Source organism: Bradyrhizobium sp. BRP19 (assembly GCF_020194195.1).
GTDB classification, from domain to species: domain Bacteria; phylum Pseudomonadota; class Alphaproteobacteria; order Rhizobiales; family Xanthobacteraceae; genus Bradyrhizobium; species Bradyrhizobium yuanmingense.
The window spans coordinates 25336-46392 of sequence record NZ_JADYVZ010000008.1 but is presented as its reverse complement, the minus strand read 5'-3'; the positions used below and the strand labels follow the sequence as shown (position 1 = coordinate 46392).

The 21057-nt window shown below is 64.3% G+C and carries 17 protein-coding genes; 4 read left to right on the top strand and 13 right to left on the bottom strand.

Annotated elements, in window-relative coordinates:
- Nucleotides 1–5: 5 nt before the first annotated feature.
- From I6F36_RS23370 to I6F36_RS23360, 3 genes are all read right to left on the bottom strand, one after another.
- Nucleotides 6–950 carry a patatin-like phospholipase family protein gene (locus I6F36_RS23370; RefSeq protein ID WP_225143450.1) on the bottom strand — a complete coding sequence of 315 codons (945 nt, stop codon included), beginning with the start codon at nt 948–950 and terminating at the stop codon, nt 6–8.
- A 1041-nt stretch (nt 951–1991) separates the two neighbouring features.
- On the bottom strand, nt 1992–2201 hold the full coding sequence (locus I6F36_RS23365; protein ID WP_225143451.1) for a hypothetical protein: 210 nt from the start codon (nt 2199–2201) through the stop codon (nt 1992–1994).
- Nucleotides 2202–2243: 42 nt separating this feature from the next.
- A complete protein-coding gene (locus tag I6F36_RS23360; protein ID WP_225143452.1) occupies nt 2244–3716 on the bottom strand; it encodes a site-specific integrase in 1473 nt (490 codons plus the stop codon).
- A gap of 978 nt (nt 3717–4694) precedes the next feature.
- Here I6F36_RS23360 and I6F36_RS23355 point away from each other — a divergent pair.
- Genes I6F36_RS23355 through uraD form a run of 3 tightly spaced genes read left to right on the top strand, consistent with a single transcriptional unit; the run spans nt 4695 to nt 6936 of the window.
- Entirely contained in the window at nt 4695–5108 is a 414-nt protein-coding gene (locus tag I6F36_RS23355) for a DUF3830 family protein (protein WP_036045261.1), read from the top strand.
- On the top strand, nt 5109–6044 hold the full coding sequence (puuE, locus tag I6F36_RS23350; protein ID WP_225172260.1) for an allantoinase PuuE: 936 nt from the start codon (nt 5109–5111) through the stop codon (nt 6042–6044).
- 4 nt (nt 6045–6048) lie between these two features.
- Nucleotides 6049–6936 (top strand): 2-oxo-4-hydroxy-4-carboxy-5-ureidoimidazoline decarboxylase, encoded by an 888-nt coding sequence (gene uraD / locus I6F36_RS23345; RefSeq protein WP_057028791.1) that lies wholly within the window; start codon nt 6049–6051, stop codon nt 6934–6936.
- On the opposite strand, the gene I6F36_RS23340 is transcribed toward uraD, so the two are convergent.
- From I6F36_RS23340 to I6F36_RS23330, 3 genes are read right to left on the bottom strand one after another with little or no spacing between them, the layout of a single operon-like run.
- Nucleotides 6933–8330: a nucleobase:cation symporter-2 family protein gene (locus tag I6F36_RS23340; RefSeq protein WP_225172259.1), complete on the bottom strand. Its 1398-nt coding sequence runs from the start codon at nt 8328–8330 to the stop codon at nt 6933–6935. The genes uraD and I6F36_RS23340 overlap by 4 nt on opposite strands.
- Before the next feature lie 24 nt (nt 8331–8354).
- On the bottom strand, nt 8355–11078 hold the full coding sequence (locus tag I6F36_RS23335) for a molybdopterin cofactor-binding domain-containing protein (protein ID WP_225172258.1): 2724 nt from the start codon (nt 11076–11078) through the stop codon (nt 8355–8357).
- Entirely contained in the window at nt 11075–11902 is an 828-nt protein-coding gene (locus tag I6F36_RS23330) for an FAD binding domain-containing protein (RefSeq protein ID WP_225172257.1), read from the bottom strand. Before I6F36_RS23330 ends, I6F36_RS23335 begins: the two co-directional genes overlap by 4 nt.
- A 146-nt stretch (nt 11903–12048) precedes the next feature.
- Between I6F36_RS23330 and I6F36_RS23325 the strand changes: the two genes are divergently transcribed.
- Nucleotides 12049–13398 carry an 8-oxoguanine deaminase gene (locus I6F36_RS23325; protein WP_225172256.1) on the top strand — a complete coding sequence of 450 codons (1350 nt, stop codon included), beginning with the start codon at nt 12049–12051 and terminating at the stop codon, nt 13396–13398.
- A gap of 110 nt (nt 13399–13508) precedes the next feature.
- On the opposite strand, the gene I6F36_RS23320 is transcribed toward I6F36_RS23325, so the two are convergent.
- The 7 genes from I6F36_RS23320 to I6F36_RS23290 form a co-directional block, all read right to left on the bottom strand.
- Nucleotides 13509–14585 carry a BMP family ABC transporter substrate-binding protein gene (locus I6F36_RS23320; RefSeq protein ID WP_225172255.1) on the bottom strand — a complete coding sequence of 359 codons (1077 nt, stop codon included), beginning with the start codon at nt 14583–14585 and terminating at the stop codon, nt 13509–13511.
- A gap of 76 nt (nt 14586–14661) precedes the next feature.
- On the bottom strand, nt 14662–15579 hold the full coding sequence (locus I6F36_RS23315) for an ABC transporter permease (RefSeq protein WP_225142677.1): 918 nt from the start codon (nt 15577–15579) through the stop codon (nt 14662–14664).
- Nucleotides 15566–16660 carry an ABC transporter permease gene (locus I6F36_RS23310; protein WP_036045285.1) on the bottom strand — a complete coding sequence of 365 codons (1095 nt, stop codon included), beginning with the start codon at nt 16658–16660 and terminating at the stop codon, nt 15566–15568. Before I6F36_RS23310 ends, I6F36_RS23315 begins: the two co-directional genes overlap by 14 nt.
- On the bottom strand, nt 16644–18215 hold the full coding sequence (locus I6F36_RS23305) for an ABC transporter ATP-binding protein (RefSeq protein ID WP_036007730.1): 1572 nt from the start codon (nt 18213–18215) through the stop codon (nt 16644–16646). Before I6F36_RS23305 ends, I6F36_RS23310 begins: the two co-directional genes overlap by 17 nt.
- 121 nt (nt 18216–18336) lie before the next feature.
- On the bottom strand, nt 18337–18822 hold the full coding sequence (locus tag I6F36_RS23300; RefSeq protein ID WP_225172254.1) for a nucleoside deaminase: 486 nt from the start codon (nt 18820–18822) through the stop codon (nt 18337–18339).
- An 11-nt stretch (nt 18823–18833) separates the two neighbouring features.
- Nucleotides 18834–20366, bottom strand: a complete 1533-nt coding sequence (locus I6F36_RS23295) for an ABC transporter ATP-binding protein (RefSeq protein WP_225172253.1) — start codon at nt 20364–20366, stop codon at nt 18834–18836.
- The gene (locus I6F36_RS23290; RefSeq protein WP_225172252.1) at nt 20363–21046 is read right to left on the bottom strand and encodes a cysteine hydrolase family protein; all 684 of its coding nucleotides are present in this window, start codon (nt 21044–21046) and stop codon (nt 20363–20365) included. Before I6F36_RS23290 ends, I6F36_RS23295 begins: the two co-directional genes overlap by 4 nt.
- Nucleotides 21047–21057 lie beyond the last annotated feature (11 nt).

Here is a 21057-nt window from a genome sequence, read left to right as displayed (position 1 = left end):
AACCCCTAAAGTAGTAATTGTCTAAGATCTGCTTCAGCGTCCCGCGCCGAATCTCTCCCGCGCTGCCAAAGTAAATTGAGCTTCTGCAAATCCACTTCCAGCATGTCAGTAGCCAGGTCTGGCTGCGTGTATCGTTCGTGAATCCGCACCGTTTCGACGTCACGGAAAAGCACTTTTCGGAATTGATCCATTGATTGAGTGCTGATCTCCATTGTTTTCTGAAGGAAAATCATTGGAGGTAATTTGCTTACCCACTTGCGTAGGCTCCATGCAGGAAGCTTGGGCGGCGGATATTCTCCCACTCCGATGCTGACTACACGCACGTTTTGTCTGGAATGACCAAGGGACTCCGTCGCATCCACAATCGCGTATAGTGTCGGATTGTTTGCAACAAACCCCCCGTCGCGAACCTCGATCCGCTCGCCGCGACCGGTTACGACCATCTTCTTCCTGAAAAAAGGATACGCGGAGCAGGACCCGACGACCGCCTCACCTATGGTGCAGCCGAAGCCCGGCTCAAACGTGGCTTTTCCTAAGAACGCTTGTTTCCCACCGGTTTTGAAGATGATTGGCCGTTCTTCGACCCACCTCGTTCCAACAATGCCCATCTCTGTTTTGAACGCATCGAACTTCAACTCGCCAAAAACGTCTGTCGCAAGTGCTTCCAAGGCCGCTGTTTTTTTGCTTGGTAGCCAGCGAGCCATGATGGACACGACGTGTTTACGGTAGAGTGCTTCCACTTCATCGACTGATCGACCAAGCCCAAGCAAGGCTGCAATGATGGCCCCGGTGGATGTCCCATAGATCAGGTCAAACCTTTCGTAAATCCGACATCCAAGCATGCCCTCGATTTCTTTGAGAGCGCCAAGTGTATAGAATCCTTTGGCCCCTCCGCCATCAAGGCAGAGCACTCGGAATAGCGACGCGGGCTCGGCAAGAACGTCGTTCAAGATTGGCTGCCAAAATCAAATAGCCCAAAATACTGCCTCGACCTCCGGTTACGCAAGTGGAGTAGCTCGCCATTTAGTCGTAGAGTGCCGGCTTGCTCCGGATAGAGGCTATATAGGTATGATACTGAAAACGTACGAACTCATTGCCGAAGGTTCAAACCGAGTTGCTGTCGCCGTGGCCGAGAGCCGGGACGATGTAGAAAGGTTGGCGCAACGCTGGTCTCCAAACCGAAAATGGACTTCCATTGAGGAGGTCCGTTGGCGAGCAGAATACCATTCCCAATTTTTCGGAGGTCGAAGGCCCACGGAAGAAGCCTATTGCGAGATGAACCATCCAGGTTGATTCGAAACCAACCCTGATTGAACGTCGACCAGCCGCCCGCATAGGGGTGGCGAGAGGGCCGCCGGACGCGCAGCGATCCCATCCAACTAAGTTTCAGCCAGTTGAATGGGCTCACTGATTAATGTCAGCCCTTGTAGATCACACCAATGTCGAGCCACTTCCAACATTTGATCACAATTGCGAAAAGGCGCGGGGTTCGAGGGCGTTCTCGCGGGTGATCGGGGTTTTCCGGAGTTGACGGTTTGGGCGCAGGGGTGCAGGGTCTCATGGCGATAGTTTCTCCATCATCTGTGCAAGGGTGATTGACACTGTCGTAGTCGGAGGCCCTCCCGGTTCAAACGGGAGGGTTTTTCCGTTTCGGGCTCACGTCCGAAGCGACATCACCTTATCGACTTCGGGATATGTACGGCATCACGAAGTGGCGACCTCAAACACCGGTCGATTACGGGGTGATAGTTTGCAGCGCGAGAGCACGACGAACATTGACCCGTAGACCGTGGCCACGCAACGAGCAACGTAGGCGCTCGTTCAGTTACGAACAGCCACAGCCTCGTTTCTGTGCGTTTGCGCGAATAAACCCGTGGCTCTCTCTGCGCTCGAGTGTTGCGCCAGCGCAGAGACCGACAAGCTGGATGAGCGGAGCCCAAATGCCTCGTGACGCGAGCGCGGCAAGTCGCCTGTTGAGTTCGCGGCAGTCCTCACGGCGCGACCGTCAGGCGCGCCATGGTTTGCGTCGACGGCCCGTGCGTGCCGGCGCCCATCCGGCGATAGTCGCGGTTTTCGAACGGCGGCGGCGCGTGGAGGTACTTTTCCGGGTGCTCGGCGATCAGCTGCTCGACGCGCGGCAAGGTCACGTAGACCGGCCGGACCCCGCCATAAGTGGTGGCCTGGATGGTGCGGATGACCATGTTTGCCTGCTGCATGGCTAGGGACGGTGGTCTTGATGGGGCTCAATCGCAAGGGGCTTGGACCAACCCGACATGCAATGAAAACCCTGTAGCACCAGCACCGTCAGCACTTTTCGACACCGGCTGTACACCGCCGCGCTTACGCATTGATATAGGCGCGCCGACGATCCGCCGCAACTCGGCTGCCACGCCATCCAACACCGCGCGTTTTTCCTTCATCCGCTTGGAGTGATTGTAGACCTTGCCCGTGACGGTCGGCACGACGACGTCAGCCTTCTTGTTGGCGGCATGGTCGAGGCACTTAGCAATCCACGCGTCGTCAAAGCCGAGATCGCCAGCCAGGGTCGCTGCCGTCCGGCGGAGGTCGTGTGGTGTGAACGGCTTGAGGCCGAGCAGCTCGCACAGGCCGGCGGTCTTGGTCTTGTCCTTGTTCGTCTCGTGCTTGGTGCCGCGCAGGGCGTCGGCCATTGCCTTGCGGTGGATCGGCTGGCCCTTGTAGATCGGGCTCTCGAACACGAACTGCTGATCATCTGAGGTCAGCGCTTCCTTGATGATCTCGACTGCCAGATCAGACAACGGCTGCTGAATTACCCGCCGCTTCTTGACCCGCTTGAGGGGGACGTCCATGCGCGGATTATCGCCGTCGAGGTCAAACAGCTCATCCCGCCGCGCGCCGAGCAGCTCACGCGACCGCAGCATGGTGACGAGCTCGAACTTGAGAGCTAAGCGCGTCCGGCGGTCATAGGGCAGGTCGTTGCGGTCCAGCCCATGCCAGAAAATCCTGATCTCGTCCTCCGAGAGGACGCGGGTGCGGGGATGCTCGGGGTCGAGTTTGGGCAGGTTGACGCATGGGCTGGCCGTCACGTAGTCGCGGCCCGCTTCGGCTGCCCAGTTGAAAAGGCCAGAGGCTGCCTTGCGCATATGGCGCGCATTGCTGACCGATGGCTTGCCGAACTTGCCGGCGACAATGTCGTTCGAGAGCGTGGCGATGTCGTGCTTGGTGACCTCCATGGCCAACTTCTTGCCAAGCCGGGGTCGGACGAAGCGGTCGAGGTGACTTGCCGTGTTCTCCCAGCTTTCCAACCGGGGCCGCATCTCGGCGTCCGGCTTTTTGACCGGCGTCTTCATCCACTTGATGCGCTCGTCGATGATCTCGGCGACGGTCTTGCCGCGCTTGGCCTTCGCGGTCTTCTGGTCGCGGAAGGTCTTGGTCAGTGCCTCGCCGCCCATACCCTTGAGCCCGTAGACCTTGCTGCGGGCGTCCTCGACCGTGAAGGTCTCGGGATTATATACGCCCAGCCAGCCCGTGCGCTGCTTGCCGGTCTGCCGATCCGTGAACTTGAAGGAGAAGGTCGCAACCCCAGCGGTGGTGATGCTGACGTATAGGCCGGGGCACTTGCGGTCGTAGAACTTGGTGCGCTTGGCGACGCGCTTCTCGCACAGGCGATCGGTCAGAATGACGCTGCTATTGCGGCCGCGCTTGCCGGCGGGGGAGGGGATAGTGCTAGTATCCATATGGTTTCGGCTCCTGAGGCTTGGGACCAAAGTGCTCGGCTTCGGGGCTTTCAGTTTGTCGTGCGGTCGCTGAAAGCCTTTAGGGCCGGGCCCTTATTTTGGTGAAGCCCGCTGAAACAGCCCGGATCAGGGTAACCGAAAGCGGCTTATTTTAAAGGGTTTTCGTAGTTTCGGCGTGTTTCACCGAGTGCCAAAATATAGACGTGTGGTCCTGGCCGTCGTTGCTACGGTCAAGCTCTGGCGAATGCGGCATTGGCGTCAACCGGCGCGGTGCCGGCGACTTTCGCGGGAGCGAGGGAGGCCAGAGGGAACTCGGCTCCCGGGAGAGCGCGGCATAAGCCGTCCGACCATCGCGCAGGGAAGGCCGTGTGTTGGGCTTCACCTGTATGCTGCTGTGCGGTTCTTCCTGCGTGTGCTTTTCGCGCAGCGGACCGCGGGTGCCGCCGGCACCCGGCCTTCCCTGCGCCCTCTTGGCTATGAGGGCGGCGAGACGAAGCAAAGCTCGGGCGAAGCAGCCGCGAGGCCGAGTACGCACGTCTGCGTCCACACATTCGGTGTCATCGCCCGGCTTGACCGGGCGATCCAGTACTCCGAGACGCCAGTGATTGAATCGAGAGGCCGCGGCGTACTGGATTCCCCGCTCCAGTGCGCGATTGCGTACAAGGCGGGGAATGACAGTGTTACTCGGAGAACCCACCATCGCCTCATCTTCGTCGTTCCGAACGCAGCACCACGCTCAGCTCTCGTGCCCCGGACGCAGCGCATCCGCGCCGGCGCCCCTTTGCCCGGCAATTCTGCCGGTGGACTCACCTCCTGCAATCCGGTTCAATGGCAACGAGCTTTCAGGCGATCGGCCAGGCCGGGTGGCGTGCCCCAACTTATACGAGAGCCTCCCGCGCCACTTGCGCGAAACGGTCGGGAGTGCTTTTTGCTGAAAGTTCCCCGGGGGGCGCATCGCCCCCGATCCAGAGAGATGAGATGAGCAAACTCGTTATCCGCGCCGGCGATTTCACCTTCGATGCCCGTTTCGAGGAGCAGGCGGCGCCCAAGACTGTCGCCGCCTTCCGCAAGGCGCTGCCGTTCGAAAGCCACATCATCCATGTGCGCTGGAGCGGCGAGGGCGTGTGGATGCCGCTCGGCGACCTCGACTTCGGCGTCGGCTACGAGAACCACACCAGCTATCCCGCCCCCGGCCAGATCATCCTCTATCCCGGCGGCATCAGCGAAACCGAGATCCTGCTGGCCTATGGCGGCGTGCACTTCGCGAGCAAGATGGGCCAGCTCGCCGGCAACCATTTCATCACGCTGACCTCGGGCCTGGAGAACCTCGCAACGCTGGGCAAGAGCGTGCTGTGGAAGGGCGCGCTGCCGATCCGCTTCGAGGAAGTCTGAGTGACCGAGCCCCGCTACCCGCGCGATCTCCGCGGCTACGGCCGCAACCCGCCGCATCCGCAATGGCCTGGTGACGCGCGGGTCGCGGTGCAGTTCGTCGTCAATTTCGAGGAGGGTGGCGAGAACAACATCCTGCACGGCGACCGCGCCTCGGAAGCCTTCCTGTCCGACGTGCTCGGCGCGCAGCCCTGGCCCGGCCAGCGCCACGCCAACATCGAATCCATGTTCGAATATGGCTCGCGCGCCGGCTTCTGGCGGCTGTGGCGGATGTTCAACGAGCGGAGCTGGCCGACCACGGTGTTCGGCGTCGCCACCGCGCTCAAGCGCAATCCCGAGATTGTCGCTGCGATGAAGGAGGCGGGCTGGGATATCGCCAGCCACAGCCTGAAATGGATCGAGCACAAGGACATGACCGAGGCGCAGGAGCGCGCCGAGATCGCCGAGGCCATCCGCGTGCATACCGAGGCGACCGGCGCACGTCCGCTCGGCTGGTACACCGGGCGCTCCTCGATCAACACCAACCGTCTCTTGATGGAGGAGGGCGGCTTCCTCTATCTCTGCGACTCCTATGCCGACGATCTGCCCTATTGGGTCAAAGGCGCCAGCGGCAAGCAGCTCATCATTCCCTATACGCTCGATGCCAACGACATGCGGTTCATCAACCCGCAAGGGTTTGCCGAGGGCGAGCAGTTCTACACCTATCTGAAGGACGCCTTCGACGTGCTCTATGCGGAAGGCGAAACCGCGCCAAAAATGATGTCGGTCGGTCTGCATTGCCGCCTCGCGGGCAGGCCCGGCCGCGCAGCGGGCTTGATCCGCTTCCTCGACTATATCGGCAAGCACGAGCGCGTCTGGGTGCCGACGCGGCTTCAGATCGCGCAGCACTGGCACGAGAAGCACGCCCATCTTGCCGCCGACGCATTCGAGATCCGGTGAGATGATGTCGCAGATTTCACTCGCCGATCTCAACGCTGCAAGCACGGCCGACTTCGTCGCGGCGCTCGCCAACGTCGTCGAATATTCGCCGTGGATCGCCGAGCAGCTCGCGGCAAAGCGGCCGTTCGCCGGCATCAACGAGCTGCACGCCGCGCTGATGGCCGCGATCCAGAGTGCCGAGCCTGACGTGCAGCTGGCGCTGATCCGGGCGCATCCCGATCTCGCCAACAAGACGCAGCGCGCCGCGGGCCTCACCGCGGAATCGACCGACGAGCAGAACAGCGCCGGGCTCGACCGGCTGTCGGATGCCGAATATTCCGCGTTCGAGCGGGCCAACAACGCCTACCGCGACAAGTTCGGCTTCCCCTACATCGTCTGTGTGCGCCGTCACACCAAGGATTCCGTGCTGCGCGACTTCGAGGCGCGGCTGCTCAACATCGCCAAGACCGAGATAAGGCGTGCGATCGAGGAGATCGGCCGCATCTCGGCGCTGCGGCTCGACCAGCTGGTCGCCGCCGACGACAGGCTGAAGGTGCACGGCCGGCTCTCGACCCATGTGCTGGACAACCAGATCGGCAAGCCCGCACCTAGCATTCCGATCGAGCTCGTGGAGCTCGCGAGCCTTGGCGAGAACCGCGTCATCGCGCGCACGGTGACCAATGCCGACGGCCGCACCGACCAGCCGCTGATCGGCGGCCGTCCGCTGCCGATCGGCCGCTACGAGCTGCGCTTCAGCGTCGCCAAATATTACGCCGCGCGCAACGTGCCGCTGTCCGACCCGCCGTTCCTCGACGAGATCCCGCTGCGCTTTGCGATCAGCGAGCCGGAAAGCCATTACCACGTGCCGCTGCTGGTCACGCCCTGGAGCTACTCGACCTATCGCGGCAGCTAAACATGTTGCGCCGATGCGGCGGCTGATGCGGCGTCAGCTTCCGCGCGAGCGCCGCCGCTCAGGCCGTTGAAGAAGGCATTGAGCAGCACCGACACGACCGCGCAGAGCAGAATGCCGGACTCCAGCAGCGGGTGCAGATTGTGCGGCAGATTGCGGAAAAAACCCGGAGCAACGAGCGGGATCAATCCAAAGCCGATCGAGATCGCGACAATGAAGAGATTGTAGCGGTTATTGCGGAAATCGACCGAGGCCAGGATGCGTGCGCCGGTGGCCGCCACCATGCCGAACATCACGAGGCCGGCGCCGCCGAGCACGACCAGCGGCACCGCTTCCACCAGCGCGGCGAGCTTCGGCAACAGCCCGAGCACGAGCAGGATGCAGCCGGCCGTCACCGTCACCCAGCGCGAGCGCACGGCCGTGACCGAGACGAGGCCGACGTTCTGCGAAAACGAGGTATAGGGAAACGTGTTGAAGATGCCGCCGAGCAGCGTGCCGAGCCCGTCGGCGCGTAAGCCGCGGCTCAGGGCTTCGCGGTCGACGGCCTTGCCGGTGATCTCGCCGAGCGCCAGGAACATACCGAGCGATTCGATCATCACCACGATCATGACGATGCACATGGTGATGACAGGCACCAGGTGGAATTGCGGCATGCCGAAGCGGAAGGGAATCACGAGTGCGCCCCAGGAGGCGGCGGCGACCTTGTCGAAATGCATCACGCCCAGAATGCTCGCGAGCACCGCGCCGGCGATGATGCCGAGCAGCACGGCGACGTTGGCGAGAAACCCGCTGCCCCATTTGATCAGGCCGAGGATGAAGAGCAGCACGAACAGCGAGATGCCGAGCCCCTGCAATTGCCCATAGGCTGGATTGGGAAAGCTGCCGGAAACGCCGTCGACCACCTTCGTCAGCGTCGGCAGGCCGCCGCCGGCCCAGTTGATACCGACGCGCATCAGGGAGATGCCGATGATGAGAATGATGGTGCCGGTGACGACGGGAGGAAACAGCGGCAGCAGCCGGCTGACGAACGGCGCAACGACGATGCCGAACAGGCCGGCGGCGATCACGGAGCCGTAGATGCCGAGCAGGCCGATTTCCGGTGAAGCCGCCATCGACAGCATCGGGCCGACCGAAGCAAAGGTCACGCCCATCATCACGGGCAGGCGGATGCCGACGCCGGGGAAGCCGAGGCACTGGACCAGCGTCACGAGTCCGCAGGCGAACAGGTCGGCGCTGATCAGGAAGGCGACGTCTTCCGGCGGCAGCTTCAGCGCGCGGCCGATGATGAGGGGGACCGCGACCGCGCCGGCATACATCACCAGCACGTGCTGGAGCCCGAGCGCGAGCAGGCGCGGGACCGGCAGGACCTCGTCGACGGGATGGACGTCGTTGCTCATGGATGTATCCCCCGAAACATCTATCTAGCCAAATTTGTCATGGAGCGCCGGAAACAGCCGGTCCGGCTTGAAGGGCGGCGCAGTAAAGCGAATGCCGGTGGCGTCCGCGATCGCGTTGCCGAGCGCGGCGGCGACCGGATTGTAGGGACTCTCGCTCATCGACTTCGCGCCGAGCGGGCCGATCGTGTCGGACGTCCCGGCGAAGAACACTTCCGTGCGCGGCACGTCGGCGAAAGAGGGCAGGTGGTAGTCGCGGAATTTCGCATTGGTGACGCGGCCGCTCGCGTCGATCACCATCTCCTCGTAGAGCGCAGCGCCGAGCGCCTGCGCCACGCCGCCTTCGACCTGACCGCGGCACTGCATGGGATTGGCGACGACGCCCGCGTCCGCGGCGTGCACGCTCCTGAGAATCCGGAGCTCGCCGGTCGCCTTGTTCACCGCGACGCGAAAGCCCTGCACGTTGAAGCCGACCGATCGCGGCGTGCCGCCGGACGTGCCGCTGCCTGCGAACGGCCGGCCGCGCTCGCGGGCGAGCTTCGCCAGCTCCCTAAAAGGCATGCGGCGGACGCCGCTGACGACGGAGTCCGCATCGAGCGCGCAAGTCTCCACATCGCACAGCCAGGCGCCGGCGGCTGCCGCCTTCAGCTCGCTCGCAAGCTGCACGGCTGCCGCATGCGTCGCCTTGCCGGCAACGAAGGTGCCGGCGCTGCCATACGCGCCGGTGTCGTGGCCGCCATGGGCGGTGTCGGACTGGCGCAGACGAATCCTGTCGACGGTGGTCGCCAGCGTGGTCGCAGCGATCTGGCGATGCACGGTGCTGGTGCCGTTGCCGAACTCGGCGGTGCCGACGGTGAGGTCGAAGCCGCCGTCGTCGTTGAGCGCGATCGTTGCATCGGCGAAGTGGCCAGCCGGCGGCACGGTGTCGATCATGGTCAGCGCGATGCCGTCGCCGATCAGCCAATCCGGCGACAGCTCCGGCTGCGGGGTATCGGCCTGCATCGCGCGCTCGACGAGATCGAGGCACTGGTCGAGCCCGTAGGAGCCGTAGAGCACGTCGTGATATTCGGAGGGCGGCGGCGACAGCATGGGATCGCCGGGCCTCACGATATTGCGCCGGCGCATCTCATAGGGACTGATGCCGAGCTGCCTTGCCAGTTCGTCGATCGCCGCTTCCACCGCGATCAGCGCCTGCGGCAGGCCATAGCCGCGAAACGCGCCCGCCGGCACCGTGTTGGTGTAGACGGCGACGCCGTCGACCCGCTTGTTCGGACAATTGTAGACGGCGATGGACTCCGCCAGCGCGTGGAACATCACGGGGCCGGCGTGATTGCCGTAGGCGCCGGTGTTGGAGAGCACGTCGAGCTGGAGCGCGGTGAGCTTACCGCCCGCATCTGCCCCGGCTTTGACGTGGATCCGCATCGGGTGCCGGGTCGAGGTCGCGATGAACTGCTCCTCGCGTGTCAGCTCCAGCCTGACCGGCCGCCCGGTCTTGAGCGCGGCAAGCGCCAGGACGTCCTCGACGAACATCTCCTGCTTGCCGCCGAAGCCGCCGCCGACGCGTTCGCAGAACACGCGGACCTTGTCCATGGGAAGCTGGAAGATGTCCGACAGCGCACGCCGGGTCAGGAAGGGCACCTGGGTCGAGGTGCGGACATTGAGCACGCCGGAATCATCGAGCCAGGCAAGGCCACCATGGGTCTCGAGCGCAGCGTGCTGCACGCGGTGACTGTGAAAGGTGGCTTCATAGGTGGCGGCAGATGTTGCAAGCGCCGATGCGACATCGCCGAACTCGCCATGCGTCTCCGCGACCAGGTTGCGCTGGGCATCGGCAACGCGGTTCGCGCTGGTGCGGTCGGGATGAATGACCGGCGCACCCGGGGCCATCGCCAGCTCTGGATCGATCAGCGCCGGCAGGACCTCGTAACTGACTTTCAGCTTGCGGCACGCCGCCTCGGCGGCGGCTTCGGTCTCGGCGACGACGACGGCAACCTTCTGGCCGACGAACCGGACGACGTCATCGAGGACGCGGGTATCCTCCGGGTCCATCCAGTCTTTCTCGTGCCGCGCCGTCGAGATCAGGACGGACGGCGCATCCTCGTGCGTCAGCACGGCGTGCACTCCGGGAATGCTCAGTGCGTCCGACTTGTCGATCGCGACGATCCTGGCGTGGGCGTGCGGCGAACGCAGCAGCTTGATGTGCAGCAGGCCATCGATTGCGGTGTCGAAGGTGTAGCGTGCCGTGCCGCGGACCACGTCGGGGCCTGCGAGGGCCGGCAGGCTGCGGCCGAAGGCGGCGCCGGCCTCGACGCTCGTCTCGACATTGGTCTTGCCGAGGATCGCGTCCTCGATCGACCGATAGCCGGTGCAGCGGCAGATATTGCCTTTCAGCGCCGTGCCGAGATCGGTGCGCTGCGCCTGGTTCAGCGAGGCGCAGGTCAGGATCATGCCGGCGGTGCAGAATCCGCATTGAAAGCCCTGCGCATCGAGGAAGGCCTGCTGCATCGGATGCGTGCCGTGATCGCCGCCAAGGCCTTCGATAGTGGTCACGCTGCGCCCTTCGGCCCGGAACGCCGGGATCAGGCAGCTGTGCACCGCCTCGCCGTCCAGCAGCACGGTGCAGGCGCCGCAGTCGCCGGCATCACAGCCTTTCTTCACGCCGAAATGGCCAAGCTCGCGCAGGAACGTGCGCAGGCACTGGCCGGCGCGCGGCTCCTGGGAGAACGCCTTGCCATTGACCTCCAGGCTCATGCGGGTATCGCTCCCAGCAGCTCGCCGCGAATGTCTTCGGCCAGGCGCAGCGTCATGTGTTTGCGCCAGAGCGGCGCGCCATGGATGTCGGTGTGGTACAGATCATCGGTAATCTCCTGCATGAGCGCGGCGCGCAACGCGCTTGCGTCCGGGGATTTGCGGAAGCGCAGCAGGATCGGCCGCACCGTCGACGCGGTGACTGTGAGTGTCAGCGTATCGTCGGCTTCGAGACTGCCGATCAGCAGCGCCGCCGAGCGGCCGACCGGCGCCAGCGAGATCTGGCGGAAGGCTGTGCGGCGCTTCAGCGCGGGAAGCGGGATGTCGATCTGCCGGAGCAGGTCGCCTGGCGTCAGGCGATTGCGCTGGTTGCCGGTGACGAATTCGGTGACCGGAAGCCTCTGTTCACCGCCGCCGGCCTTCCAGATGGTGCAGACGCCGTCGAGTGCCGACGTCAGCGAGATCATCGGTCCCGCCGGCAGCGACATGCAGAGATTGCCGCCGACGGTCGCGGTCTTCCAGATCTTGAACGAGGCAAGGAAGGCCCGGCAGCACTGGTTGATCAGCGGCGCTGCGAGCCAATCGGACGGGCAGGCGAGTCCATCGAGCTCTGCGATGGTGCAGGTGGCGCCGATCGAGAGGTGGCTCTGGGTGATCGTCAGCGCCGGCCATTTCAGATCGGTGAGATCGATCAGTCGCGTCAGATGCGTTTGCGGCTCCGAGAACAGCCAGGTGCCGCCCGCGAGCCAAGCATCACCTGCCGTCCAAACGGGCAGCTGCGCGCGCGTTTGCGGATGGGCGACGGCTGTGATGGTATTCAAGTCCATGGCTGCGCCAACGCTTCCGACGGTTGAATCGTCCGAGCGAAGTGTTGCAAGACGGGAGCCAAGTGGCAACAACAAGTCGAAGCAAGGGCGCAGTCGTCCTCGGCCTTGCAGGCCCGCAGTCAGCGTGGGTGAGGAGAAGCAGGATCATGACTGAGGCAAGTTCGACCTGGATCAGGGATCCCTTGGCCATCCTCGCCGACGGGGCCGAGCGCGGCATTGTCGTGAAGGGCGGCCGGATCGTCGAGCTCGTGCCGGCGGGCGGTGTGCCTGCAACCGCCGATGTCGCAGTGTTCGATGCGGGCGAGCACGTCGTGCTGCCGGGCCTGATCAACACCCATCATCACTTCTACCAGACGCTGACGCGGGCGCTGCCGGCGGCGATGGACCGCGAACTGTTCCCCTGGCTCCAGGCGCTCTATCCGGTGTGGGCGAAGCTGACGCCGGAAGCGCTCGAGCTCGGCGTCACCGTGGCGATGTCCGAGCTGTTGCTCTCCGGCTGCACCACCACGACGGATCACCACTACGTCTTCCCGCCCGGACTCGAAGACGCCGTCGATATCGAGGTGGCGGTGGCGAAGCGCCTCGGCGTGCGCGTGCTGCTCACGCGCGGCTCGATGAACCTGTCACAGCGCGACGGCGGCTTGCCGCCCGACAGTGTCGTGCAGGACGAGGACACCATTCTCGCCGATAGCGCCCGCGTGGTCGCCAAGCATCACCAGCGCGGCGCAGATGCGATGGTGCAGATTGCGCTCGCGCCATGCTCGCCGTTCTCGGTGACGACGTCGCTGATGCGCGCCACGGCCGATCTCGCCGACAAGCTCGACGTGCGCCTGCACACCCATCTCGCCGAAACCGAGGACGAGAACAGCTTCTGCCAGCAGATGTATGGCTGCCGTCCGCTCGACTATCTCGAGCAATGCGGTTGGCTCAATGCGCGCACCTGGCTCGCCCATGGAATCTTCTTCAATCCGGACGAGATGAGACGGCTCGGCAAGGCCGGCACGACCGTCAGCCATTGTGCGTGCAGCAACCAGCTGCTCGCGTCGGGCTGTTGCCCGGTGTGCGACATGGAAGAGGCCGGCGTCGGGATCGGCATTGGTGTCGACGGCTCGGCCTCCAACGACGGATCCAACCTCATGCAGGAGGTGCGGGCCGCGTTCCTGCTGCAACGCGCGCGTTATGGCGTCATGAAGGTCAGCCACAAGGATGCGCTGCGCTGGGCCACCAAGGGCTCGGCGGCATGTGTGGGCCGGCCGGAACTCGGCGACATCGCCGTCGGCAAGGCCGCCGATCTTGCGCTGTTCCGGCTCGACGAGCTGCGCTTCTCGGGCCACGGCGATCCGCTCGCCGCGCTCGTGCTGTGCGGGGCGCATCGCGCCGACCGGGTGATGGTGGCTGGAAAATGGGCGGTGATCGACGGTGCGATCCCGGGTCTCGATGTGGCAGACCTCATCCGCCGCCACAGTTCCGCGGCGCGGGCCATCCAGGCTGGATAGCCGGGCGAAATAGAGAAAGAGGGGGCAGCCACAAGTGCCGGGTGCTTCTGGCCACCCCCTCCGAACCTCCTCCGGGAGGAGCAGGTGATTTAGTCAATGCAAGAAGCGTGCTACTTGCCTGGCAGCTTGTCGTCGATGCCTTTCACGTAGAAATTCATGCCGAGGATCTGGCCGTCATCCAGGTGACCGCCGCCCTTGCATTCGACCGGCTTGCCGTCCTGCCCAACGATCGGGCATTTGAACGGATGCAGCTTGCCCGCGGTGATCGCGGCCTGGGCATCCTCAGCCATTTTTTTCACATCGTCAGGCATGTTGGTGTAGGGCGCCATGGTGAACATTTGGCTGTCGAGGCCACCCCAGGTGTCCTCGGACTTCCAGGTGCCGGCGAGCTCGGCCTTGACGCGCTGAATGTAGTAGGGGCCCCAGTTGTTGATGATCGAGGTCAGCTGGGCCTTTGTCCCGAACTGGATCATTTCGGAATCCTGGCCGAAGGCCAGCTTGCCGCGTTCGCTGGCGATCTGCATCGCGGCCGGCGAATCCGTGTGCTGCATGATGACGTCGGCACCCTGGTCGATCAGCGCCTTGGCGGCGTCGGCCTCCTTGCCTGGGTCGAACCAGGTGTTGGCCCAGATGATCTTGACCTTGATGTTCGGATTGATGGTCTGCGCCGCCAGTATCGTCGCGTTGATGCCGGAGACGACCTCCGGAATCGGGAACGAGCCGATATAGCCGAGCACGCCCGACTTCGACATCTTCGCCGCAATCAGGCCTTGAATGTAGCGGCCCTGATACCATTTCGCCGAGTAGGTCGACATGTTCGGGTTGCGCTTGTAGCCGGTGGCGTGCTCGAAATGCACGTTCGGATATTTCTTGGCGACCTTCAGCGTCGGATCCATGTAGCCGAACGATGTGGTGAAGATCAGTTTGTTGCCGGCGCGGACGAGCTGCTCGATCGCGCGCTCGGAGTCCGGGCCTTCGGGCACGTTCTCGAGATAAGTGGTCTCGATCTTGTCGCCCAATTCTTTCACCAGCGCCTGGCGACCGAGGTCGTGCTGATAGGTCCAGCCGAGGTCTCCGATCGGACCGAGATAAACGAAGCCGACTTTCAGCTTGTCGGCGGCGGAGGCCGCACTGACGCTCCCAGCGAGCAAGAGCCCGGCAGCCAGTGCAAGAAGTGATTTCCTCATCATCGATCTCCAAACTTCGGGGGAAGCCACGATCCGCAGCATGCGCGCCCCATCGTGCACACTGCGGAAACGAAATCTAGCGGTCGGGCACGAACACCGTGCCGAGCGCGGCCGGTGCGGTCGAGCCGCCCGTGCGCGCGCGGGAGAGCAGGACCAGCACGATGACGGTCGCGAGATAAGGCAGCGCCGACATGAATTGCGAGGGAATGCCGACGCCCCATCCTTGCGCATGCAGTTGCAGGATCGTCACCGCGCCGAACAGATAGGCGCCGACGACGAGCCGGCCCGGCCGCCAGGACGAGAACACCACCAGCGCCAGCGCGATCCAGCCGCGTCCGGCGGTCATGCCCGGAATGAAGAACGGCGTATAGGCGAGCGGCAGATAGGCCCCCGCAAGACCCGCGCAGGCGCCGCCGAACATCACGGCCAAGGTGCGGATGCGCAGGACGGGATAGCCGAGCGCATGCGCGGAAGCGTGATTGTCGCCGCAGGCTCGCAGGATCAATCCCGCCCGTGTGCGGTACAGGAACCACCACACAGCGACGATCAGCGCGATCGAGAAATAGACGAAGCCATTCTCGCCGAACAGCACGCGGCCGATCAGCGGGATATCCGTCAGGACGGGAATAGAGAGGTGCACGGCCGGCGTGATGCGCTCGCCGACGAAGCCGGCGCCGATCAGGCCCGAGAGCCCGACTCCGAGGATGGTCAGCGCGAGGCCGGTGGCGACCTGGTTGACGGCGAGCCCGAGCGCCATCAGCGCGAAGACGAGCGACATCAGCGTGCCGGCGGCGATCCCGAACAGCGCGCCGATCAAGATCGATCCGGTCAGCCAAGCGCCGGCAAAGCCACAGGCCGCGCCGACGATCATCATGCCCTCGACGCCGAGATTGAGCACGCCGGAACGCTCGGCCACGAGTTCGCCTGTCGCGGCCAGCAACAGCGGCGTCGACGCGGCGAGTACCGCCAGGATGATGGCCTCAACCAGCTCCACGGGCCACCACCTTTCGGTTCGGGAACACCAGCTTGAAGCGGTAGAGAATGAGGGAGTCGCAGGCGAGCACGTAAAACAGCAGAATGCCCTGAAAGACCTTGGTGACGTCCAGCGGAATCTTCATCGCGATCTGCGCCTGCTCGCCGCCGATAAAGGTCAACGCGAGGAAGAGGCCTGCAACTAATATTCCAAGCGGGTTCAGTCGGCCGAGGAAAGCGACGATGATCGCGGTAAAGCCGTAGCCTGGCGAGATGCCGGGCTGGAGATGTCCGACTGGACCCGCCACCTCGATGATGCCGGCAAGCCCGGCCAGCGCCCCGGAGACGGCGAAGGTCAGGATGATGAGCTGGTTGGCGTTGAAGCCGCCGAACCGCGCGGCGCGCGGCGCAGCGCCGACCACGCGGATCTCGAAACCCTTGATGGTGCGCCCGAGCAGGATCGCGGCTGCCGCGACGACGAGCAGGGCGATGATGGAGCCGAGATGCAGCCGGCCGCCTTCGATCAGCAACGGCACGGTCGCTACCGGATCGAACTCGGCCGTGGTCGGGAAATTGAAGCCGTGCGGATCGCGCCAGGGGCCGCGCACGAGATAGTCGAGGAAGAGGTCGGCGACATAGACCAGCATCAGGCTGGTCAGGATCTCGCTGGCGCCGAATTTCACCTTGCAGATCGCCGGGATCAGCGCATAGAGCGCGCCCGCAGCGGCGGCGAGGACGAGCATAGCCGGCAGCACCCAGGCGCCGGCATCAGTACCTTGCGTCTTCACCGCGATCCAGCTTCCCGCGACTGCGCCGATCAGGAATTGCCCTTCGGCGCCGATGTTCCAGGCGTTGGCGAGATAGCACAGCGACAGGCCGATCGCGATCATCACCAGCGGCGTCGCCTTCACCGCGATCTCCTGGAGCGAATAGCCATCGGTGAGGGGCGCAATGAAATAGGCGTGCAGGGCAAGCAGTGGATTCTTGCCAAGGATCGCGAACAGGATGACCATGGTCACGATCGTGAGGCCAATCGCGATCAGGGGGGACACCAGCGCGATCGTGCCAGAGCGCTCGGCACGCTTCTCAAGCACCAGCTGCATGCGCGATCTCCTTTGGCTGCAGGCTGCTGCCGCCCATCAGAAGGCCCAGCTTCTCGCGGCTTGCTTCGCGTGCCGAGAGCGGAGCCGACAGCTTGCCGTGGAACATCACGGCGATGCGGTCGGCAATCTCGGCGAGCTCGTCGAGATCCTGGCTGGTCACGAGTACCGCGGCGCCTGCGGTGGCGAGATCAAGCAGCGCCTGACGGATGACGGCGGCGGCGCCGGCATCGACGCCCCAGGTCGGCTGGCTCACCACCAGTACCGCGGGATTGCGCAGGATCTCGCGTCCCACGATGAACTTCTGCAGATTGCCGCCGGACAGGCTGGCGGCCTCGGGATCGCGCTTGGCCTTGCGGACGTCGAAGGTTTCGGTGGCGCGGTCGACCGTTCTCAGCGTAGCCGCCGTATCGATGAATCCGCGACGGACCATGCCGCTGGCGGCATGGCCGGTGAGCAGCGCGTTCTCCGACAGTCTCATCCGCGGCGCGGTGCCGTGGCCGAGTCGCTCCTCGGGAACGAAGGCCGCCCCCAGCTTGCGCCGCTGGGTGATCGAAAGGTGACCGGCGGCGATGCCCTCGATCACCACCGTTCCGGGATTCTTCGCGAGACGCTCGCCGGAGAGCGCTGCGAACAATTCGTCCTGGCCGTTACCGGCGACGCCGGCGATGCCGAGAATCTCGCCGCCCTTCAGCTCGAATGAGATGTGCTCGAGCCGCACGCCGTGCGCTTCGACGGGAGCCAGCGAGAGATCGTTGACTACGAGCCGCGGCACGGTGGTCCTGCGGCCGGATGCGCCCTTCACCTCCTTGACCTCGCCGCCGACCATCATCCGCGCAAGTGAGGCGGCGGTTTCGAGCCGAGGGTTGCAGGTCTCGACCTTCCGGCCGCCACGCAGGATCGTCGCGGTGTCGCAGAGCCGCTTCACCTCCTCCAGCTTGTGGCTGATATAGAGGATGGCGCGGCCCTCGGCCTTGAGGCGATCCAGCACGATGAAGAGCTGGTCAGCCTCCTGCGGCGTCAGCACCGCGGTGGGCTCGTCCAGGATCAGGAATTTCGGATCCTGCATCAGGGCGCGGACGATCTCGATGCGCTGACGCTCGCCGACGGAGAGTTGCCACACCTCACGCCTGGGATCGAGCGGCAGACCGTAAGTCTTCGACACCTGTTCCAGCCGGGCCGACATGTCCTTGAAGGATTCCTTGCCGTCGAGGCCGAGCGCGACGTTCTCGGCAACCGTGAGATTGTCGAACAGCGAGAAGTGCTGGAACACCATGCCGATGCCGCGGATGCGCGCTTCGGACGGACCGGACAGCACGATCCGCTCGCCCTGCCAGTGAATCTCGCCGGCGCTGGGCTGGATCAGTCCGTAGATCGCCTTGACCAGCGTCGACTTCCCGGCGCCGTTCTCGCCCAGCAGGGCATGGATTTCCCTCGGCCGGATCTCGATATCGATGCAATCGTTGGCGAGGAAATCGCCATAGCGTTTGGTGAGGCCGATGGTCCTCAGGAGCGGGGACTCGCCGGAATGCTGGCCGTTGGACGTCGGATCTAACATTCGTTGATGCGCTTGCATGGGTTAACTGCCTCGATATTGGGCCAGTTTGAACCCGCGCGTAAGATGCGAAAAGCCGCATTCCCTGCTTAATCCATCGGCAGCGGACACCGATCAGCCTCTGCTATTTGATCCACACACCTTCATGCAGCGCTTCGGCTTCGTCTTCGAGCAGTGGGCCGACGACCTCCGTCGGCCGCTGGCCGCTGGCAAAGACCTCGCGGCATGGCAGGTTGAGCGTCGGATTTTCCGGATGGTTGCCGGTGATGCCGCGCAGGCGATGCTCGCTGAGGCCATAGACGACACGGCCAATACCGGCCCAGTAGATCGCGCCGGCACACATCGCGCAGGGTTCGGCTGAGGAATAGAGCGTGGCCTTCGCCAGCACCTCGCGATCGAGCGTACGGCAGGCCTGGGTGGCTGCGAGACGCTCGGCATGCGCGGTGCCGTCGCGATCCGGCATGTAGCCGTTCTCAGTCTCGATCAGCACCTTGCCGTCGGCATCGACGACGATACAGCCGAAGGGATGGTTGCCATGGGTGAGGGAACGGCCGGCGACCGCGAAAGACAGGCGCAGAAAGTGCTCGTCCCGCCCGGATGCGTCGCCCATCGATCCTCCGTTCAGTGCCCTGCCATGTGGCGGCCGACCACCGTGAGATCGGCTTCGCTGGTCCGCGCTTCATACACGAATTCGCCGTGGAACATCACCACCAGCCGATCTGACAGTTCGAGCAGTTCGTCGAGGTCCTCGCTGACGAGCAGGACGGCGGCGCCGCGGTTGCGTGCGGCCATGATCTCGGCATGGATCTGCGCCACCGCCGCGAAATCGAGGCCGAAGCAGGGATTGGCGGCGATCAGCACCTCGACGTCGCCGCCGAGCTCGCGGGCCAGCACAGCCCGCTGCACATTGCCGCCCGACAGCGCCGAGATCGGCGTATCGGGCGTGCGGGTCTTGATCTTGTACCGGGCAATCTTCGTCCTCGCGTCGTCGCGAAAGGCGCTGGGATTGAGCCACCAGCCGCCACTTGCAAAGGGTGCGCGGTCGAATTCTCGGAAGGCGATGTTGTCGGCGACGCTCATGCCGCCGACGCAGGCATTCTTCAGCGGCTCCTCGGGCAGCAGCGACATCCTGTGCCGCCGCATCTCCTCGCGGCTTGCGTGATAGGGATCGCCGGCGACGCGCACCTCCCCGCTTTCGGCCTCGCGCTGGCCGGCCAGCACCTCGACGAGCTGGCGCTGGCCATTCCCGGAAACGCCGGCGATGCCGACGATCTCGCCGGCGCGGACGGTGAGCGAGACATCGTGCACGGCAACGGCGCCGGCATCGTCCAGCGCGCGGAGCTTTTGCAGCTCCAGCCTGGCCTGACCGGCTTCGCCGGTGCGCGGCGGCTGCACCGTCAACTCCTCGGCACCGATCATGGTGCGGGCCATCGCGTCCGGCGTCAGCTCGGAAACCTTGCCGGCTCCAGCGAGCTTGCCGCGGCGCAGGATGGTGACGTCATCGGCAAACGCCATGACCTCGCGGAACTTGTGCGTGATCATCAGAATGGTCAGCTCGCCCTCCACAACCATGTCGCGGAGCATGCCGAGCACCTCGTCGGCTTCCGCCGGAGTCAGCACCGAGGTCGGCTCGTCCAGGATCAGGAAGCGCCGCTTCAGATAGAGCTGCTTGAGGATCTCGCACTTCTGCCGTTCGCCGGCAGAGATGTCGGAGACCTTTGCGGAGAGCGGTACCTTGAAAGGCATGCGGCCCAAGAACGCCTCCAGCTCCTTCATCTCCTTCGGCCAGTTCACCACGGCTGGCACGTCGTCGCGCGCCAGCACGAGATTTTCGGCAACGGTCATCGCCGGCACCAGCGTAAAATGCTGATAGACCATGCCGAGGCCGAGCGCGTGGGCATCCTTCGGGTTGGCGATCGCCTGCTCGCGGCCGCCGACGAGAATGTCGCCTTCGGTCGCGTGGTAATAGCCCATGATGCATTTGACGAGGGTGGATTTGCCGGCGCCATTCTCGCCGAGCAGCGCATGGAACGAGCCCGGCCGCACCTTCAGCTCGACATTGTCCAGCGCCAGGAAGTCGCCGAAGCGCATGGTCATGGCGATGGCATCGACGCCGAAGGCGCCCGATGGCGGCGGCGTTTCGCCGATGATCACGAAATTGCTCCGATGAAGGCATCAGAGGTCGAGACTGCGCCGAACACGCCGCCCTGCATCTTGATCATCTTCAGCGCGTGGTCGTGGTTGCTCTTGTCGGTCGCGCCGCAGCAATCGTGCAGCAGGACGCATTCGAAGCCGCGGTCGTTGGCCTCGCGCATCGTGGTGTGGACGCAGACGTCGGTCGTGATCCCGGTCAACACGATGTTCTCGATGCCGCGCACGCGCAGGATCAGCTCCAGATCGGTGGCGCAGAACGAGCCCTTGCCGGGCTTGTCGATGATCGGCTCGCCCGGTAGCGGCGCGAGTTCTTCGATGATGTCCCAGCCGGGCTCGCCGCGCACCAGGATGCGTCCGCACGGGCCGGGATCGCCGATGCCGGCGCCGATCTGGCGCGAGCGCCAGCGCTTGTTGGCGGGCAGGTCGGAGAGATCGGGGCGGTGGCCCTCGCGGGTATGGATGATATGGAAGCCTTGCTTGCGCATCACTGCGAGCAGCCGCTTGATCGGCTCGATAGGTGCCCGTGTCAGCAAGAGGTCGTAGCCCATCTTGTCGACATAGCCGCCGACGCCGCAGAAATCGGTCTGCATGTCGATGATGATCAGCGCCGTGTTCTCGGGGCGGAGATCACCATTGTAGGGCCAGGCATAGGGCTCGGACTTGATGTAGCGCTCGGGCATGGACGACCTCG

Coding starts and splice junctions, on each gene's coding strand:
- I6F36_RS23310 (WP_036045285.1), bottom strand. CDS start 16,660: ATGCAGCTGGTGCTTGAGAAGCGTGCCGAGCGCTCTGGCACGATCGCG.
- uraD (WP_057028791.1), top strand. CDS start 6,049: ATGTCGCAGATTTCACTCGCCGATCTCAACGCTGCAAGCACGGCCGAC.
- I6F36_RS23305 (WP_036007730.1), bottom strand. CDS start 18,215: ATGTTAGATCCGACGTCCAACGGCCAGCATTCCGGCGAGTCCCCGCTC.
- I6F36_RS23340 (WP_225172259.1), bottom strand. CDS start 8,330: ATGAGCAACGACGTCCATCCCGTCGACGAGGTCCTGCCGGTCCCGCGC.
- I6F36_RS23325 (WP_225172256.1), top strand. CDS start 12,049: ATGACTGAGGCAAGTTCGACCTGGATCAGGGATCCCTTGGCCATCCTC.
- I6F36_RS23365 (WP_225143451.1), bottom strand. CDS start 2,201: ATGGTCATCCGCACCATCCAGGCCACCACTTATGGCGGGGTCCGGCCG.
- I6F36_RS23330 (WP_225172257.1), bottom strand. CDS start 11,902: ATGGACTTGAATACCATCACAGCCGTCGCCCATCCGCAAACGCGCGCG.
- I6F36_RS23300 (WP_225172254.1), bottom strand. CDS start 18,822: ATGGGCGACGCATCCGGGCGGGACGAGCACTTTCTGCGCCTGTCTTTC.
- I6F36_RS23290 (WP_225172252.1), bottom strand. CDS start 21,046: ATGCCCGAGCGCTACATCAAGTCCGAGCCCTATGCCTGGCCCTACAAT.
- I6F36_RS23360 (WP_225143452.1), bottom strand. CDS start 3,716: ATGGATACTAGCACTATCCCCTCCCCCGCCGGCAAGCGCGGCCGCAAT.
- I6F36_RS23355 (WP_036045261.1), top strand. CDS start 4,695: ATGAGCAAACTCGTTATCCGCGCCGGCGATTTCACCTTCGATGCCCGT.
- I6F36_RS23335 (WP_225172258.1), bottom strand. CDS start 11,078: ATGAGCCTGGAGGTCAATGGCAAGGCGTTCTCCCAGGAGCCGCGCGCC.
- I6F36_RS23320 (WP_225172255.1), bottom strand. CDS start 14,585: ATGAGGAAATCACTTCTTGCACTGGCTGCCGGGCTCTTGCTCGCTGGG.